At 63.6% G+C, this 18,028-nt stretch carries 11 protein-coding genes and 1 pseudogene; 8 read left to right on the top strand and 4 right to left on the bottom strand.

Annotated features, from left to right (window positions below):
* Window positions 1-5 precede the first annotated feature (5 nt).
* Both V1279_RS00060 and V1279_RS00055 read right to left on the bottom strand, forming a co-directional pair.
* Window positions 6-3,158: an efflux RND transporter permease subunit gene (locus V1279_RS00060; RefSeq protein ID WP_334431413.1), complete on the bottom strand. Its 3,153-nt coding sequence runs from the start codon at window positions 3,156-3,158 to the stop codon at window positions 6-8.
* Window positions 3,155-4,285, bottom strand: coding sequence for an efflux RND transporter periplasmic adaptor subunit (locus V1279_RS00055; protein WP_334431412.1), 1,131 nt, complete (start codon window positions 4,283-4,285; stop codon window positions 3,155-3,157). The genes V1279_RS00060 and V1279_RS00055 overlap by 4 nt, the downstream gene beginning before the upstream one ends.
* A 448-nt stretch (window positions 4,286-4,733) precedes the next feature.
* Between V1279_RS00055 and V1279_RS00050 the strand changes: the two genes are divergently transcribed.
* From V1279_RS00050 to V1279_RS00015, 8 genes and pseudogenes are all read left to right on the top strand, one after another.
* Window positions 4,734-5,888, top strand: a complete 1,155-nt coding sequence (locus V1279_RS00050) for an iron-containing alcohol dehydrogenase (protein WP_334431411.1) — start codon at window positions 4,734-4,736, stop codon at window positions 5,886-5,888.
* A gap of 16 nt (window positions 5,889-5,904) precedes the next feature.
* A pseudogene (locus V1279_RS00045) lies at window positions 5,905-7,456 on the top strand (AMP-binding protein).
* A gap of 265 nt (window positions 7,457-7,721) precedes the next feature.
* A complete protein-coding gene (locus tag V1279_RS00040) occupies window positions 7,722-9,317 on the top strand; it encodes an ABC transporter substrate-binding protein (RefSeq protein WP_334431410.1) in 1,596 nt (531 codons plus the stop codon).
* Window positions 9,318-9,460: 143 nt separating this feature from the next.
* Window positions 9,461-10,408: an ABC transporter permease gene (locus V1279_RS00035; protein WP_334431409.1), complete on the top strand. Its 948-nt coding sequence runs from the start codon at window positions 9,461-9,463 to the stop codon at window positions 10,406-10,408.
* A 4-nt stretch (window positions 10,409-10,412) separates the two neighbouring features.
* Window positions 10,413-11,306 carry an ABC transporter permease gene (locus V1279_RS00030; RefSeq protein WP_334431408.1) on the top strand — a complete coding sequence of 298 codons (894 nt, stop codon included), beginning with the start codon at window positions 10,413-10,415 and terminating at the stop codon, window positions 11,304-11,306.
* The gene (locus tag V1279_RS00025; protein ID WP_334431407.1) at window positions 11,306-12,319 is read left to right on the top strand and encodes an ABC transporter ATP-binding protein; all 1,014 of its coding nucleotides are present in this window, start codon (window positions 11,306-11,308) and stop codon (window positions 12,317-12,319) included. Before V1279_RS00030 ends, V1279_RS00025 begins: the two co-directional genes overlap by 1 nt.
* Window positions 12,316-13,308, top strand: a complete 993-nt coding sequence (locus tag V1279_RS00020) for an ABC transporter ATP-binding protein (protein ID WP_334431406.1) — start codon at window positions 12,316-12,318, stop codon at window positions 13,306-13,308. Before V1279_RS00025 ends, V1279_RS00020 begins: the two co-directional genes overlap by 4 nt.
* Window positions 13,309-13,609: 301 nt before the next feature.
* Window positions 13,610-14,584, top strand: a complete 975-nt coding sequence (locus tag V1279_RS00015; protein ID WP_334431405.1) for an IS110 family transposase — start codon at window positions 13,610-13,612, stop codon at window positions 14,582-14,584.
* Window positions 14,585-14,785: 201 nt separating this feature from the next.
* Here V1279_RS00015 and V1279_RS00010 read toward each other — a convergent pair whose 3' ends face one another.
* Together V1279_RS00010 and V1279_RS00005 are read right to left on the bottom strand one after the other, a co-directional pair.
* Entirely contained in the window at window positions 14,786-16,765 is a 1,980-nt protein-coding gene (locus tag V1279_RS00010) for an acetyl/propionyl/methylcrotonyl-CoA carboxylase subunit alpha (RefSeq protein ID WP_334431404.1), read from the bottom strand.
* On the bottom strand, window positions 16,762-18,028 hold a 1,267-nt coding region (locus V1279_RS00005; RefSeq protein ID WP_334431403.1), incomplete at its 5' end, for an acyl-CoA carboxylase subunit beta. The genes V1279_RS00005 and V1279_RS00010, both read right to left, overlap by 4 nt.

The following is an 18,028-nucleotide window of genomic DNA, read 5'->3' as shown; positions in this document are numbered from 1 at the left end:
TGCGGCTACGTCGCGGCCGGCTTCTTGCCCTTCCCGTCCGCCAGATTCCGCACGATGACATAGAAGATCGGCGTGAAGATCAGGCCGAACAGCGTGACGCCGAGCATGCCGAAGAACACCGCTACCCCCACCGCTTGCCGCATCTCCGACCCCGAGCCCGAGGAAATCACCAGCGGCAGCACGCCGAGGATGAACGCGAACGACGTCATCAGGATCGGCCGCAGCCGCAGCCGGCAGGCTTCGATCACGGCATCCAGCCGCGACTTTCCTTCGAGTTCGATATCGCGCGCGAACTCGACGATCAGAATGGCGTTCTTTGCCGCAAGCCCCACCAGCACCACAAAACCGATCTGGGTCAGGATGTTGACGTCCTGGCCCATAATCCGCACGCCGATGGTGGCGGCGAGCAGGCACATCGGCACGATCAGGATGACCGCGAACGGCAGGCTCCAGCTACCATATTGGGCCGCCAGCACCAGATACACGAACAGCACGCAGATCGGGAACACGTAGAGGCCGGTGTTGCCGCCGGTGACCTGCTGATAGGAAAGGTCCGTCCATTCATACGAGAAGCCGCTCGGCAGCGTCTCCTCTGCCAGCCGCTTGATAGTAGCAATGCCGGTGGCGGAACTGGTGCCCGGCAGCGTTTCGCCCTGCAGCTCGGACGCGGGGAAGAGATTGTAGCGCGCGACACGGTCGGGGCCGGAGATGTCGCTGAAGTTTACGACGCTGCCGAGCATCACCATGTCGCCGGCGGCGTTGCGGGTCCGCAGCCGCGCCAGATCGGAGGTCTCTTTCCGGAACGGCAGATCGGCCTGCGCCGTGACGCGGTAGGTGCGGCCGAACAGGTTGAAGTCGTTGACATAGGACGAGCCGAAATAGGTCTGGATCGTATCGTTGATGTTCGCAATCGGCACGCCGAGCTTCTGCGCCTTGACGCGATCGATATCGACGAACAACTGCGGCGTGTTGGCCGTGAACGGCGAGAATACCTGGGTCAGGCCAGGCGCCTTGCTCGCCGCACCGACCAGTTCACCCGTTGCCGCGGCAAGCATCTCGGAGCCGCGGCCCTGACGGTCCTGGACCCGCATGGTAAAGCCGCCGCCGGTGCCGATGCCGGGTATCGCGGGCGGCGGGATGACAATGATGAACGCGCCCTGGATGCTCGCCAGCCGGCCGCGCAGATTGTTCGCGATCGCGCCTGCGGACAACCCTTTCTTATGGCGCTCTTCCGGGTCCTCGAAGACGGGGAACAGCGCGGCGGCATTGCTCGCCTGCGTCCGCGTCGCACCCGAAAAGCCCGCAAATGCCGCCACACGAATGATGCCCGGGGTATCCAGCGCAATTCGCTCGATCTCACGCACGACCTCGGTGGTGCGCGCCAGCGACGCCGCACCCGGCAACTGCACCGAGACGATGACGTAACCGCGGTCCTGCGCCGGAATAAAACCTTGCGGCGTTGTCATCAGCAGCCACCCGGCGCTGCCGATCAGCGCCGCGTAAAGCACCAGCATCACGACGGAGTGCCGGATCACGAAATCGGCGGCGCTGGCATAGCCATGCGCCAGCCGGTCGAAACCGCGATTGAAGACGCCGGTAAAGGCGCCCCAGCCGCGTGCGATGAAGTTCCAGCGCGCCGGCGGCCGCTTGTCCGCATGCGGCTGCAGGATCTGCGAGGCCAGCGCCGGCGAAAGCGTCAACGAGCAGAAACAGGAAATCGCGGTCGCGACCGCGATGGTGACGGCGAACTGTTGGAAAAATTGCCCGGAGATGCCGCCGAGGAAGGCGGTCGGGACGAACACCGCGCACAGCACCAGCGCAATCGATACTAGCGCGCTGCCGACCTCTTCCATGGTGCGGAGCGCGGCGTCGCGCCGGCTCATGCCGTGCTCGAGATGGCGCTCGACGTTCTCGACCACCACGATCGCGTCGTCGACCACGATGCCGACCGCGAGCACCAGGCCGAACAGAGTGAGATTGTTGATCGAAAATCCGAGCGCCGCCATCACCGCAAAGGTGCCGACCAGCGACACCGGGATCGCGATGATCGGAATGATGGCGGGGCGCCAGCCTTGCAGGAACACCAGCACCACGATCACGACCAGCGCCATGGCTTCGTAGATCGTCTTGATGAGTTCGCTGACCGACTGCGCGATGAATTCGGTCGGGTTGTAGCCGATGTTGTAGTCAAGCCCGCGCGGAAAGCTTCCCTTCAGCGTTTCCATGGTGTTGGAAATGCTCTTGGCGGTGGCCAGCGCGTTCGACCCCGGCCGCTGGGTCACCAGCATCGCAACCGCCGACTTCCGTAGCAGGAAGCTGTTGGTCGAATAGGCCAGCGCGCCAAGCTCGATCCGCGCGACGTCGCGCAGCTTGACCGTGCGCCCGTCGGCGCCGGCCTTGACCACGATCTCCTCGAACTGCTTCGGGTCCTTCAGACGGCCGGTAAAGGTGAGATTCGGCGAGAAGGCACGGTCGGCGATCGGCGGCTCCGCGATCTGCCCGCCCGCGATCTGCACGTTTTGCGAGCGGATCGCCGCCACCACCTCGCCTGCGGTCAGGCCCAGCGTGGAGATCTTGTCGGGATCGAGCCACAGCCGCATCGAATAGTCGCGCGCGCCGAAAATCTGGATGTCGCCGACGCCATCGAGCCGCAGCAACTGGTCGCGGACCTGCAGCAGCGCGTAATTGGAGATGTAGAGCTGGTCGAACGTGTCGTCCGGCGACAGCATGAACACGACCATCAATATGTCGGGGCTGTTCTTGCGGGTGACGACGCCGTTGCGCTGCACCTCTTCGGGCAGCCGCGGCTGCGCGATCGCGACGCGGTTCTGCACCAGCACCTGCGCCTTGTCGAGATCGGTGCCGAGCTTGAACGTCACCGTGATCGTCAACTGCCCGTTCGAAGTGGCCTGGCTGTAGAGATACAGCATGTCCTCGACGCCGTTGATCTCCTGCTCGATCGGAGCCGCAACCGTATCGGAGACGGTTTGCGCCGAGGCACCGGGATATTGCGTGGTGACCGTGACCGTCGGCGGCACCACTTGCGGATATTCCGAGACCGGCAGCGTGGTGTAGGCGATCGCGCCGACGATCAGGAGCACGATCGACAGCACCATCGCCAGGATGGGCTGGTTGATAGAGAGACGGCCGAGATTCATGTCTTGGCACCGGCCGGTTTGACCTCGCCCGGCTGCGGGGTGACCTTTGCCCCCACCCGTGCCCGTTGCAGACCGTCGATAATGACGCGGTCTTCCGGCTTCAGGCCCTCACGGATTACGCGCAGGCCTTCATCGAGCGGCCCAAGCGTTACCGGCTTCGCCTCGACCGTGTTGTCATCCTTGACGACGAACACGATCTTGCGCGACTGGTCGGTCGCGACAGCCGTATCAGGCAGCAGCAACGCCTCATAGGGCGCACTGCCGATGATCCGGACCCGGCCGAACTGGCCGGGCAGGATCGAGAGATCCTTGTTCGGAATGACGGCGCGGCTGCGCAGCGTCCCGGTCGAGACGTCGAGGCGATTGTCGAGGAAATCCATCTTGCCCTCATGCGAGGGCTTGGTCTCGCCGGTCAGCGTCACCTGCACCGGGTTCGGCGTGTCGCGCGAGCTCGGGCGCTTTCCTTCGAACCATAGCCGGCTGTTGCGCTGGTAGGTCGCCTCGTCGACATCGAAATAGATGAAGATCGGATCGAGCGAGACGATCGAGGTGAGCAGCGTCGCGCCGCCCTCGCTGCCCTGCACGAGATTGCCGGGCGTGACCAGATGGCGGCTCACCCGGCCGGTGATCGGCGCCATCACATGGGTGAACTCGATATTGAGCTTGGCGGCCTTGAGCGCGCCTTCGGCCTGCATTTCCGCGGCGCGCGCTGCCTGCAAGGTCTGGCGACGCTGGTCGACGATGGAATCGGACACGGCTTGCGTCTGGTTCAGGGTCAGGGCGCGGTCGAGTTCGCGCCTGGCAAGCTCCGCTCTCGCGCGCGCGTCGGATAGCTGGCCGTCGGCCTGCTCGGCGACCGCCTCGAACGGACGGGCGTCAATCACGTAAAGCAGGTCGCCCGTGCGCACGATGGCGCCATCGCGGAATTCGACGCTCTTCACGAAACCGCCGACGCGGGCGCGAACCTGCACTTCCTGAATTGCCTCGAACCGCCCGGTGAATTCGTCCCAGTCCGTGACGGTGCGCTTCACCGGCTGCGCGACCGTGACGGGCGGCACTGCGGGAGCCGCCTGCTGCGCCGGCGTGTCGCCGCAGGCCGACAGCGCAAGCGCGGTCAGGGGGGCCAACCATCTGAGCCCGCGAAGTGGAAGTGAATGAATTCTGATGTTCTCCGGCGCGGCCGGATCCAATTGCTCAGTCGCGATCAATCCCATCTCCCCTGCACTCTCAACGTCCTGACGATGGAAGCGGCTGCCGTGGAACCTTGTGGCGGAGGCCACAGATGTGATCGGTCCCCAGTTTCGTCAAGAACCGGCCGGGATCAAGCACAATCGCTATGCATCGATACCGCTCACGTCGCATCGGTGCTTGGCAGACCGATGACGAAAACGTGACATCGCGCGACCGGCGTGATCCTTCACGCGGAGTGCGTTTGGCGCACCCCGGCGCCCTGGACTTCTCGTCGAAATCGCCATTCCCGCAGCACGATCTTCGGACATGACGCCGGGAATTTCCTCCGCTAACCTTGCCGCCAAGGCCCGCAACAAGGGCTAAAAATGTCCGGGGAGGACAGCCGTGCACAAAGGGCGTGTCGTATTCGGCGCGATGGATGAGGTCGTGTTCGGGCGGCCGGCATCCGAGGCGCTCGTCGAGCAGTTGAACCGGCTCGGCACCACACGCGCCTTCCTGATGGTCAGCGGCACCCTCAACCGCGAAACTGACGTGATCGAGAACATTCGCCGCGTGCTGGGACCGCGCTGCGCCGGCACCTTCGATGCGATGCCGCCGCATACGCCGCGCGCGGCCGTCGTTACCGCGGCAGACCAGGCCCGCACCGTCGATGCCGACATCATTGTTACCGTCGGTGGCGGTTCGATCACCGATGGCGCCAAGGCGGTGCAGCTTTGCCTCGCCAACGATATCCGCAGCCCCGACGATATCGACAGGATCAGGGCGGGTCGCGGCGCTTCGCCGCAGCTCGTCGCGCCGACGGTGCGCCAGATCAGCGTGCCGACGACGATTGCCGGCGGCGAGTTCTCTGCCACGGCAGGCGTCACGAACGAGAACACCAAGGTCAAGGAAGCGTTGCGCCATCCGCTGTTGATGCCGCGCGCGGTGATCCTCGATCCCTGGCTCAGCCTGCACACGCCGGAATGGCTGTGGCTCTCGACCGGCATCCGCGCCGTCGACCACTGCGTCGAGGGCATCTGCTCGCGCGAGGCGCACCCTTACGGCGACGCCCAGGCGCTGAAGGGTCTGTCGATGCTGTCGCAGGCGCTGCCGCGGGTGAAGGCCGACCCTAACGACCTCGACGCGCGGATGGATTGCCAGATCGGGACCTGGCTTTCGACCGGGCCGCTGGCTTCCGGCGTACCGATGGGCGCCAGCCATGGCGTCGGCTACGTACTCGGCGCGGAGTTCGGCGTGCCGCACGGCTACACCTCATGCGTGATGCTGCCGTCGGTGATGCGCTGGAACAAATCAGCCAATGCCGAGCGGCAGGCGCTGGTCGCAGCCGCGATGGGGCATCCGAACGATGACGCCGGCGACGTGCTCGACGCCTTCATTCGAGGCCTCGGCATGCCGCGCAGCCTGCGCGAGGTCAAAGTCGGGCCTGAGCATTTCGACCGCATTTCACACCAGGCGATGGCGACGCCGTGGGTGCCGCGCAACCCCCGCAAGATCGACGGCCCGGCGCAGGTGCGTGAAATTCTCGAACTGGCTGCATAAGGAGACGAGAGGCAAGATGTACACCGGCAAGCATGCTCATCTTCGTCCGCTGCAACCCGCCTTCATCATGGCTGATACCGGCGAGACCGTCACCTATCGCGAACTGGACGCGCGCTCCAACCGGCTGGCGCATCTGTTTCGCAGCCGCGGCCTCGAGCGACTCGATCACTATTCGATCTTCATGGAGAACAACAACCGCTACTTCGAAGCCTGTGCCGCGGGCGAACGGAGTGGATTGTATTATACCTGCGTGAACTCCTACCTGACGGCGGGCGAACTCGCTTACATCCTCACCAACAGCCAGTCGCGCATCCTCATCACCTCAAGAGCGAAACTCGACGTCGCCCGCGAGGCGCTGAAGGAATGTCCGAAGGTCGAACTTTGCATCATCGCCGACGGCGAAGGCGAAGGCGACCGCATCGTCGGCCTGCAACAGATAACCGCCGGCCTGCCGAAGACCCCGATTGCGGACGAAAGCGTCGGCACCGCGATGCTTTATTCCTCCGGCACCACCGGCCGGCCGAAAGGCATTTTGCGGCCGCTGCCGGAGCAACCGCCGGTACAAAACCTGCCGATCTTCGATTTCCTGCACAAGATCTGGCAGTACCGCGAAGGCATGATCTACCTCTCGCCTGCCCCGCTCTATCATTCTGCGCCGCAGGCAGCCGTCAACCTGACAATCCGTGCCGGCGGCACCGTCATCATCATGGAAAGTTTTGATCCGGAAAAATATCTGGAACTGGTTCCGAAGTGGGGCGTCACCCACACCCAGCTTGTGCCGACGATGTTCTCGCGCATGCTGAAACTGCCGGAAGAATTGCGCGCGCGCCATGACCTGTCATCCCTCGAAATCGCGATCCACGCCGCCGCGCCCTGCCCTGCTGCGGTGAAGGACGACATCATCAGATGGTGGGGACCGATCATCCATGAATATTACGGCGCTACCGAAGGGCTCGGCTTCACCGCCTGCGACAGCGAGCAATGGCTGTCCCACCGCGGCACCGTAGGCCGAGTGCTGCTCGGCGATCTGCATATCCTCGACGAGAACATGCAGCCCTGCCCGATCGGCACGCCGGGGACGGTGTGGTTCAAGACCGCGACGCCGTTCGAATATTTCAACGATCCTGCGAAGACCCAGGGAGGCCCGCTCGCCCGACGGCAGCATGAGCACGGTCGGCGACGTCGGCTATGTCGACGATGACGGCTATCTCTATCTGACCGATCGCGCCACGTTCATGATCATCTCCGGCGGCGTCAACATCTATCCGCAGGAATGCGAGAACCTGCTGATCACCCATCCCAAGATCGCGGATGCGGCGGTGTTCGGCGTGCCCAATCCGGATCTCGGCGAGGAAGTGAAGGCGGTGGTGCAGCCGATGCCGGGGGTCTCACCGAGCCCGGACCTGGCCGAGGAATTGATCGCATTCTGCAGCCTGTCGCTGTCGCGCCAGAAGGTGCCGCGATCGATCGATTTCGAGGCGGAACTGCCGCGGCTTCCAACCGGAAAACTCTACAAGCGCCTGTTGCGCGACCGCTACTGGGGCCACAAGACCTCGCGGATCGTGTGACGCACATGATCCGAGGCATGGTGGTGCAGTGCGTCATCGTCATGTCTGACATTTTGGCGTGAGCCGCAGCGCAACGACCGCGCCGCAACGGAGTTGCGGATTTACTGCAAATTGTGGGCAGTCACCGCAAGTTCCGCCACGCGGATTTTGGTTAGTCCGAATTACCAATCTCTGCATCGGCTTGGCTGGTTGCGGGGACGCGCCGTCATGCTATCGTCTGAGGCAATCGGCCATTTGAGACCGAGTGAATGTGGGAGGGGACACCATGCGGAGCGTGCAAGCGCTTGCCGTCGCGGCATTGTTATTGCTGCCGGCTTTTGACGTCGCATCGGCGGGCGAACCGAAACAGGGCGGGACCCTCAGGGTTTATCACCGCGACAGTCCGGGCAGCGCCTCGATCCATGAAGGCGCGACCTTTTCGATCAACATTCCCTTCATGCCGGTCTTCAACAACCTGGTGATGTTCAAGCAGGACGTCCCGCAAAACAGCGTGGAGTCGATCGTTCCGGATCTGGCGGAAAGCTGGGCCTGGAGCGACGACGGCAAGAAACTCACGTTCAAACTGAAGCAGGGCGTCAAATGGCATGACGGCAAGCCGTTCACGTCGGCCGATGTCAAATGCACGTTCGACATGCTGATGGGCAAGTCGCAACAGAAATTCCGCCAGAACCCGCGAAAGTCCTGGTACGATCAGGTCAGCGACGTGACGACGAACGGCGACTTTGAAGCATCGTTCAGCCTGAAACGGCCGCAACCGGCGCTATTGTCGCTGCTCTCCTCCGGCTACACGCCGGTTTATCCCTGCCACGTCTCGCCGGCCGAGATGCGTACCAAGCCGGTCGGCACCGGGCCGTTCAAGTTCGTCGAGTTCAAGGCCAACGAATCGATCAAGCTCACCAAGAATCCCGATTACTTCAAGAAGGGCCTGCCGCACCTCGACGGCATCGAATTCACCATCATTACCAACCGTTCGACCGCCATTCTCGGATTTGTCTCGGGCAAGTTCGACATGACTTTCCCGACGGAGGTGTCGATCCCGTTGCTGAAGGACGTCAAGTCGCAGGCGCCCAACGCCGTCTGCGTGGTCGAACCGGTCAACGTCTCGACCAACATCATCGTCAACTCGTCCTCTCCGCCGTTCGACAATATCGACATTCGCCGCGCGCTCTCGCTCGCGCTCGATCGCAAGGCCTTCATCTCGATCCTGTTCGAAGGCCAGGCGGATATCGGCGGCGTCATGCTGCCGGCGCCGGGTGGGCTGTGGGCGATGCCGAACGAAATGCTGGAATCGATTCCGGGCTATGGCCCCGATATCAACGCCAACCGGGAAGAGGCGCGCAAGCTGATGCAGAAGGCGGGTTACGGCCCGGACAAGCGCCTCGCCGTCAAGATCGCGACCCGTAACATCCCGATCTACCGAGATCCCGCCGTCATCCTGATCGATCAGATCAAGAGCATCTATATCGACGGCGAACTCGACGTCGTTGATACCGCGCAATGGTTCCCGAAAGTCGCCCGCAAGGATTATTCGCTCGGCCTGAACCTTACCGGCAACGCCGTCGACGATCCCGATCAGTCGTTCTACGAAAACTATTCCTGCGGATCGGAGCGAAATTATACCAACTATTGCAACAAGGAGATCGAGAAGCTGTTCGATCAGCAATCGATGGAAAAGGATGTTGCCAAGCGCAAGAAGCTGGTCTGGGAGATCGACAAGAAACTTCAGGAAGACGTGGCGCGGCCGACCATCCTGCACAGCCGCGCGGGTTCTTGCTGGCATCCCTATGTCAAGGGCATCACCATCATGGTGAACAGCTCCTATAACGGCTATCGTTACGAAGACGTCTGGATGGACAAGTAACGGCAAGCCGCAACCATAGCGTTTTCGAGCGAAGTGGATCCCGGTTCGCGTGAAGAAAATGCGTCAAAACAAGAAGCTGGAGCCCGGTTCTGATTCAATCAGAACCGGAAGGCTCTAGCCGGCCGGTCAGGGAGAGCAACAAGGTGTTTGCTTACATCGTGCGACGCCTCGTATTGATGCTCGTGACCCTGATCGGGATCTCGATCATCATTTTCGTGCTGCTGCGCGTCGTCCCCGGCAACATCGTCGATATCCTGTTCGACGCCGCAGGCTTCGTCGATCCCACCGACAAGGCCAATCTGGAAAAGGAACTGGGCCTCAATCTTCCGATCTACGTGCAGTATCTGCACTGGATCGGCGGGCTGCTGCACGGCGATCTCGGCTATTCCTATGTGTCCGAAAAACCGGCGCTGGAGGAGATCCTGCCGCGAATTCCGATCACGGCCCGGCTGGCGGCCCTCGCGCTGCTGTTCTCCGCCTCGATCGGCATTCCCTTAGGGGTCATCAGCGCCGTGCATCAGGGCTCGCGGCTTGATTATACCCTGCGCGTCGTCAGCCTAAGCGGGCTGTCGCTGCCGTCCTTCTGGCTCGGGCTGTTGATTTTGATGGCGTCGGTTTCCCTGTTCGGAAGCATGCCGATCTACAACCCCAACCCCGCGACCTGGACCGAAGCTTTTGCGATCTATGCGGTTCCGGCGATGGCGGTCGGCTTTCGCAGCGCGGCACTGACGATGCGCATCACGCGCTCCTCGATGCTCGAAATCCTGCGGCAGGATTACATTCGCACCGCGCGCGCCAAGGGCGCCTCGGAATCCTCGGTCAATTATCGTCACGCGCTGAAGAATGCCATCCTTCCGGTTATCACCGTGATTGGCATCGAGGCGGCCTTCCTGATCGGCGGGCTGATCGTCACCGAAACCGTATTCAATATCCCCGGCATCGCGCGTTTCCTGGTCGAGGCGCTGCGCTGGCGCGATTACCCAATCGTCCAGAATCTCGTGATGCTGATCGCCGTCGTCGTGGTGGTCGCGAACTTCACCGTCGACATGCTTTACGCCGCGATCGATCCGCGCATCCGGTATGGGGATTAGCAGCTTGGCCACCATCAACTTCGATAGCGAACTGAGACGGGCCGGCGCCCATTCGACGCATGGCTGGCGCCGCCTGACGTTCCTCGCGCAACGCTACATACTCGGCACCATCGGCCTCTTCATCATGGTGATGTTCGTCTGGGTGGCGATATCGGCCGATCTGATCTGCCGCTTCAGTCCGCTCAGCGTCGATTCCGCTCACCGGTTGGCAGCGCCCGACGCAGTGCACTGGCTGGGAACGGATTCGTTCGGCCGGGATGTCTGGAGCCGGATCGTCCACGGCGCACGAATCTCGCTCGCCGTCGGCATCGGCTCGACGTTGCTGGGCTCGTCGATCGGCGTCATCGTCGGTCTCGCATCCGGTTATCTGTCGGGCTGGGTCGATCTGCTGTTCCAACGCATTACGGATATCCTGCAGGCCTTGCCGCTGCTGGTGCTGGCGCTGGTGATGACGGCGGCGCTGGGCCCCTCGCTGCCGAACGTGATCATTGCGATTGCGATCCCGCTGATCCCAACGGTCGCCCGCGTGATCCGCGCCAATACGCTGGCGCTGCGCGAGCAACCGTTCGTCGAGGCCGCCAAGTCGATCGGCATGAGCGAAACCCGCATCGCTTTCCGCCACGTTCTGCCCAACACGCTGGCGCCGCTGATCGTGCTGGCGACCGCGCAACTCGGATCCACCATTCTCACTGAAGCTTCGCTGTCGTTCCTCGGCCTCGGCATTCCCGAGCCCTATCCGTCATGGGGACGGATGCTATCGGAATCGGCGGCGGAATATGTCCGCACCGCGCCATGGCTGGTGATCTTCCCCGGCGTCGCCATCAGCCTCGCGGTGTTCGGCACCAATTTGTTCGGCGACGCATTGCGCGACATCCTCGACCCGAGGCAGCGCGGCTGATGACCGAGACGAAGAAGGAAGACACGGTTCTCGACGTAAAGAACCTGCAGACGGTGTTCTTCACCAATTCGGGATTGTTCCGCGCGGTCGACGACGTCTCGTTCAGCGTCCGCCGCGGCGAGACGCTGGCGATCGTCGGCGAATCCGGCTGCGGCAAGAGCGTGACCGCGCTGTCGGTGATGCGGCTGGTGCCTGACCCGCCCGGCCGAGTCGTCGGCGGCTCCGTAACGCTGGAAGGGACCGACCTGCTCAAGCTCGATGAAGCCGAGATGCGCAATATCCGCGGCAACCGGATCTCGATGATCTTCCAGGAACCGATGACTTCGCTCAATCCCGTCATGCGGATCGGCGACCAGATCACGGAAGTGCTCCACCTGCACCAGGACCTGACATCAAAGCAGGCGTGGGCGAAGGCGGTCGAGATGCTGCGTCTGGTCCGCATCCCCGAGCCGGAACGCCGGGCGCACGAATATCCGCATCAGCTCTCCGGCGGCATGCGGCAGCGCGCCATGATCGCAATGGCGCTGGCGTGCCGGCCGACGCTATTGATCGCTGACGAACCAACCACGGCGCTCGACGTGACCATCCAGGCACAAATCCTGGCGCTGATCGTCGATCTGCAGAAGACGCTCGGGACTGGATTGATCCTGATCACGCACGATCTCGGCGTGGTGGCGCAAACGGCGCAGCGCGTTATCGTGATGTATGCCGGCAGGAAGGTCGAGGAAGCGACCGTGGAGGACCTGTTCGAGAATCCAAGGCACCCGTATACGCGGGGGCTGATGGCTTCGATGCCGGCGGTGATTTCATTCGGCGCGAGGACCGATGCGCGACTGACCGAGATTCCCGGCATGGTGCCGTCGCTGACAAACCTGCCGCCGGGCTGCGCCTTTGCGCCGCGCTGCAGCCTCGCCATCGATCGCTGCCGCGCAGAATACCCGCCGCTGCAGGAAGTCGACGGCGACCACTTTGCGGCGTGCTGGCGCGCTGCGGAATTGGTGGGCGCGCCATGACCGATCAACGTCCCCTGCTTGAAGTCACCGACCTCGTCAAGCATTACGCAGTGCGCGGCGGCGTCCTGCGTCGGCGCGTCGGCACCGTGCATGCGGTGGACGGCGTCAGCTTCTCCGTCGGCCGGGGCGAGACGCTCGGGCTGGTCGGCGAGTCCGGCTGCGGCAAGTCGACGGTCGCGCGCACCGTGCTCCGGCTGGTGGAGCCGTCCAGCGGCGCCATCAAGCTCAACGGCACCGACATCACCGGTTTGAGCAAGTCCGAGATGCGGCCGCATCGGCGCTCGATGCAGATCGTGTTCCAGGACCCGTTCGCCTCGCTCAATCCACGCATGACCGCGGGCGATATCGTCGGCGAACCGCTCAGCGTCCACGGCCTTGCCACCGGCCGGGCGCAACAGGAACGGGTTGCCGAACTGTTCGCGCAGGTCGGCCTCAGGGCCGATCAGATGAAGAGCTATCCGCACCAGTTCTCCGGCGGACAGCGGCAGCGCATCTGTATCGCACGGGCGCTGTCGCTCGGACCAAGCCTGATCGTGTGCGACGAGCCGGTATCTGCGCTCGACGTCTCGATCCAGGCGCAGGTCATCAACCTGTTGATCGACCTGCAGCGCAAGAACGATTTTTCGTACCTGTTCATCGCCCATGATCTCGCCGTCGTCGCCCATATCAGTCACCGCGTCGCCGTGATGTATCTCGGACGCATCGTCGAGATCGCCGACAAAGCCGAATTGTTTGCGAACCCGCGTCATCCCTATACGCAAGCGCTGCTGGCATCGGTCCCGATCGCCGATCCAAAAGCAAAGCGCCTTGCGCCCATGGTCGACGGCGACGTGCCCAGCCCGATCAACCCGCCGTCCGGCTGCGCCTTCCACACCCGCTGCCGCTATGTCATGGACCGCTGCAAGGTGGATCGGCCGGCGCTGGTGGAAGCCGGCGAACGGCACGAGGTGGCGTGCTGGTTGAATGAAGGCACGGGACGGCCGGAGTAGAATTCGTAGGGTGGGCAAAGCGCAGCGTGCCCACCATTACGCGCGGAATGCTAAATGGTGGGCACGGCGCAAGCGCGCCTTTGCCCACCCTTGTATTAGCGCACCAGATTATACTTGCGTCGTTCCGTGAGGAATGGCCCAGCCTGGGTGGCCACCCGGGCTGGGCCGCCGATCGATCGGATCGATGCCCACCGAAGCCTTGAGGGCTGTCTGTCGTAGCAAGATCGCGGTCGGCACTTCATCGGGACCCGGATGGTTGAACGAACTTTAGGTTCGCATTCACAAGGGAGGGTCGACGAAGATGGCTAAGCGTATCACAGTCTGTGCCGGGATCGATACCGGCAAACGGAAGCTCGACGTGGCAATCGATGGCAACTGCGAGCAGTTGCAGGTCGAGAACACGGCGGAAGGTCACAAGGTGCTATTGGAGTGGCTGCGGCGCCACAAGGTCAAGCGCATTGGGATCGAGGCGAGCGGCGGCTATGAACAAGCGGTCGTCGTCGAGTTGCGACGCAAGCGGTTTGTCGTGGTGGTGTTTCAGCCGGCGCAGGTGCGTGCCTACGCCAAGTTCCACTTGCAGCGAGCCAAGAACGACAAGATCGATGCCGCGCTGATCGCGGCCTGCACTGCTGCGGTCAAGAAGATCCATCCCGCCCCCGATCCCCGGCTGCAGCCTTTTGCCGAACACCTGACGTTGATCGAGCAGATCGGCGAGGATATTAAACTGTACAAGAACCGGCTCGAGACCTGCCGAGATCCGCGTATCCAGAAGGTCTGGAAGGAAGAGATCGCCCGCCTGGCCAAGCGGGCGAGGGTCGAACTCAAGGCTCTGGTGGCCGCGATCCGCGAGCATCGCGACCTCGCCCAGCGGCTCGACCTGATCTACAGCGTCGGCGGCGCCGGGCTGCCGACCGCAGTCGCGATCCTGGTGCGCATGCCCGAGATCGGCCAGCTCAGCCGCGAGCAAGCCGCAGCCCTCGCCGGGCTCGCGCCCTATGACGATGACAGCGGCGAGCAAGTCGGCGCTCGTCACATCGACGGCGGGCGCAAGAGGCTGCGCCGGGCGCTCTATACCGCCGCGCTGCCGGCATCCTTTCGCTGGAACCCGCAGCTTATCGCTCTTTACAAGCGGCTGAAGGCCGCCGGAAAAGAACACAAGCGCTGCCTCATCGCCTGCGCCAGGAAGCTGCTCATCTTCGTCAACACCGTCGTGGCCCGCGGCACGCTGTGGCAAGATGAACCGCCTCCAACCGCCGTAATCGCCCGGACCGGATGAATTCGGTTTCTTGGTTCGACCGCAGCACCGTTTCTTCGTCCCGACCTGCCGCTCCGACGACGTCGCGCGCAGACGCCGTCAAGGATGGCCGTCGCTCTGCTCCCTCCACCGCCACGCTGTCGTCAGGCCACGCCTTGACGGCGGTGAGCACGGCGTCAGCCTCACCGGCGATCGGGTGAAGCTTTAATGGTTGCTACGCAGCTAAGCCACCGCCTCGATCTCAACTACAATCTTCCCCGTCGTCACCTGCTCGCCTTCGGCCACGTCGATGGCTAACACCGTGCCGGCGACACCCGCCGTATGCACATGCTCCATCTTCATGGCCTCCAGCGTCATCACAGGCTGGCCGAGCGCGACCTGCTCGCCCGGCTTGACCAGCAGCGCCACCACGCGGCCGTTCATCGCCGCGCGCACCTTGCCGTCGCCGCCGGCCGCCGCAGCCGACACCGGCGCTGCCAGCGTCAGGTCGCGAACGGCAATCGTGACACCGCGATGCAGGATATGCAGGCGGTCGCCGGCGCGCAGGAATTTTGCTGAAACCATCATGCCGTCGGTACGGAACCGGATCGTATCGGAGCCGAGTTCGTCTATCTCGAACTGCCGCTCGCCGCCATCGACGGCAGCGACATAGCCGCCGTCGCGCTCGCGCACGATGTCGACCTCGTGCACGCCATGGCCAAGCTCGATCCGCATCGTCAGCGGAAACGTCGCCGCCAGACTTCGCCCGCTGCGCCAGGGCGGCGCGTGCGGATCGGTAACGTAGAGCAGCAAGGCGGCCAACGCGGCCTCCGCCTTGTCGTTTGCGCGAGGTGCCAGCAGTTCATCGCGATGATTGCCGATAAAAGCCGTGGTCGCTTCGCCCTTGGCAAAGTCGGGATGGCGCAGGCAGGAAATCAGAAATCCCTGATTGGTGATGACACCAAACGCCGCGGTCTGCTCCAGTCCGCAGATCAGCCGGCCCCGGGCCTCGTTACGGTCGGCGCCATGGCTGATGATCTTGGCGATCATCGAATCGTAGTAGGGCGGGATTTCCGAACCGGATTGCAGCGCGTGCTCGACGCGGACGCCGTCCGGCATCTGCCACAGCGCCATCCGGCCCGACTGCGGCATGAAATCATGGTCCGAATCCTCGGAACACAACCGCACCTCGATGGCGTGGCCGGAGAATCTGATATCTTCCTGCCTGAGGCCAAGTGGCTCGCCCGCGGCGATGCGCAACTGCAGCTCGACCAGATCGAGCCCGGTGATCGCCTCGGTGACGGGATGCTCGACCTGCAGCCGCGTGTTCATTTCCATGAAATAGAACTCGCCGCTTGGGTCGAGCAGGAATTCCAGCGTGCCGGCGCCCTCGTAGCCGATCGCTTGGACCGCGGCGACAGCGACTGCACCCATCCGCGCCCGCAATTCCGGCGTCACCTTCGGCGACGGCGCTTCCTCGATCAGCTTCTGATGCCGGCGCTGCACCGAGCAATCGCGCTCGCCGAGATGAATGGCGTTGCCGTAGCGGTCGCCAAACACCTGGATCTCGATGTGGCGGGGATTGACGATGGCGCGCTCCAGAATCACGGTGGGATCGCCGAACGCGCCCTGCGTCTCCGACCTCGCGCTGCGCAGCGCATCCGGAAATGCCGCGGCATCCGCCACCAGCCGCATGCCGCGCCCGCCGCCACCCGCGATCGCCTTGATCATGACGGGGAAGCCGATCTTCCTGGCTTCCGACAGCATCACGGCGTCGCTCTGGTCCGCGCCCTGATAGCCGGGCACGATAGGTACGCCGGCCTTTTGCATGATGTCCTTGGCGCCGGCCTTGTTGCCCAACGCCCGGATCGCCTCCGGCGACGGCCCGATAAAGACCAGTCCGGCATCGCGGCAGGCCTGCGCAAAGTCCTCGTTCTCGGCGAGGAAACCGTAACCGGGATGGACTGCACCGGCGCCGCTGGCCTTCGCGGCGGCGATGATCGCATCGATCTTCAGATAGGATTGCGCCGGCAGCGCCTCGCCGATCCGCACCGCCTGGTCCGCCTCGCGGACATGCAGCGCATCGCGGTCGGCATCGGAATAGACTGCGACCACGCCATAACCAAGCCGCCGCGCAGAGCGCATGATCCGCAGCGCGATCTCGCCGCGGTTGGCAACGAGAACCTTGAAGAACGGCGTTCGCTTCACGTCAGTTCCGCTCATGGCCGCGCGACCGAAAATTGCATGCGCTGGGGCGTGCGGGCCTCGGCCTCACGACAGATCGCCAGCACTTCGGAAAGCACGCTGCGGGTATCGCGAGGATCGATCACGCCGTCGTCCAGCAGACGCGCGCTGGTCGAGAACACGTCCATCTGGCCGTCGAACACGCCCGTGATCTGCGCCTTCATCGCATCCAGCTTCTCCTTCTCGATCGGCTTGCCGCGCCGTACCGCAGCAGCCTCGGTCACGATCGCCATGGTTTCCGCCGCCTGCTCGCCGCCCATCACGGCAGTCTTGGCGTTCGGCCAGGAGAAACAGAAGCGCGGATGGAAGCCGCGCCCGCACATGCCGTAATTTCCGGCGCCGAACGACGCGCCGCAATAGATCGTGATCTGCGGCACGGTCGCCGAGGTCACCGCCTGGATCATCTTGGAGCCATGCTTGATCATGCCGGCCTCTTCATAGGCCTTACCCACCATGTAGCCGGTGGTGTTGTTCATATACAGGATCGGCGTGCGCGACTGGCAGCAAGCCTGGATGAAGTGCGTCGCCTTGTTGGCGCCGGGCACGTCGAGCGGGCCGTTGTTGGTGATGATCCCGATCGCCTGCCCCTCGATGCGAGCGTGGCCGCATACGGTGGCGGGACCATAGTTCGCGCCGAACTCGGTGAAATCGGAATCGTCGACAAAGCGCGCGATGGCCTGGCGCATGTCGACGGGACGCTTGTGGTCCATCGGCATGATACCGAGCAGCTCCTCGGCGTCATAGCGGGGCGGCTTGAAGGTTACTTCCGCCGGTTTCGACCGGTCCCATTCCAGATTGGCCATGATGTCGCGCGCGATGCGGAGCGCGTCGCGATCGTCTTCGGCCAGATAGTCGCCGAGACCGGAAATGGAGGTGTGCATCTCGGCGCCGCCGAGCTCTTCCTCCGTTGCGACCTCACCCGTAGCAGCTTTCAACAGCGGCGGGCCGGCGAGGAATGCGCGGGTGCGGCCACGCACCATCACGATGTAATCGGATAATCCAGTCTGATACGCGCCGCCCGCGGTCGATGATCCGTGCGTCACAGTAACAACGGGAAGGCCCGCCGCCGACAGCCGCGCCAGATTGCGAAAGATGTTGCCGCCGCGGATAAAATCCTCGACCCGGTAGCGCAGCAGGTTGGCGCCGGCGCTTTCGACCAGTTGCACATAAGGCAGCTTGTTCTCCAGCGCCAGTTCCTGCACCCGCAGCGTCTTGTCGAGGCCGTACGGCTGCAGCGCGCCG

This window comes from Bradyrhizobium sp. AZCC 1610 (genome assembly GCF_036924515.1).
Taxonomy (GTDB): Bacteria; Pseudomonadota; Alphaproteobacteria; order Rhizobiales; family Xanthobacteraceae; genus Bradyrhizobium.
Note: the sequence above shows the minus strand (reverse complement) of the source record. Positions and strands in the feature narration are given on the sequence as shown.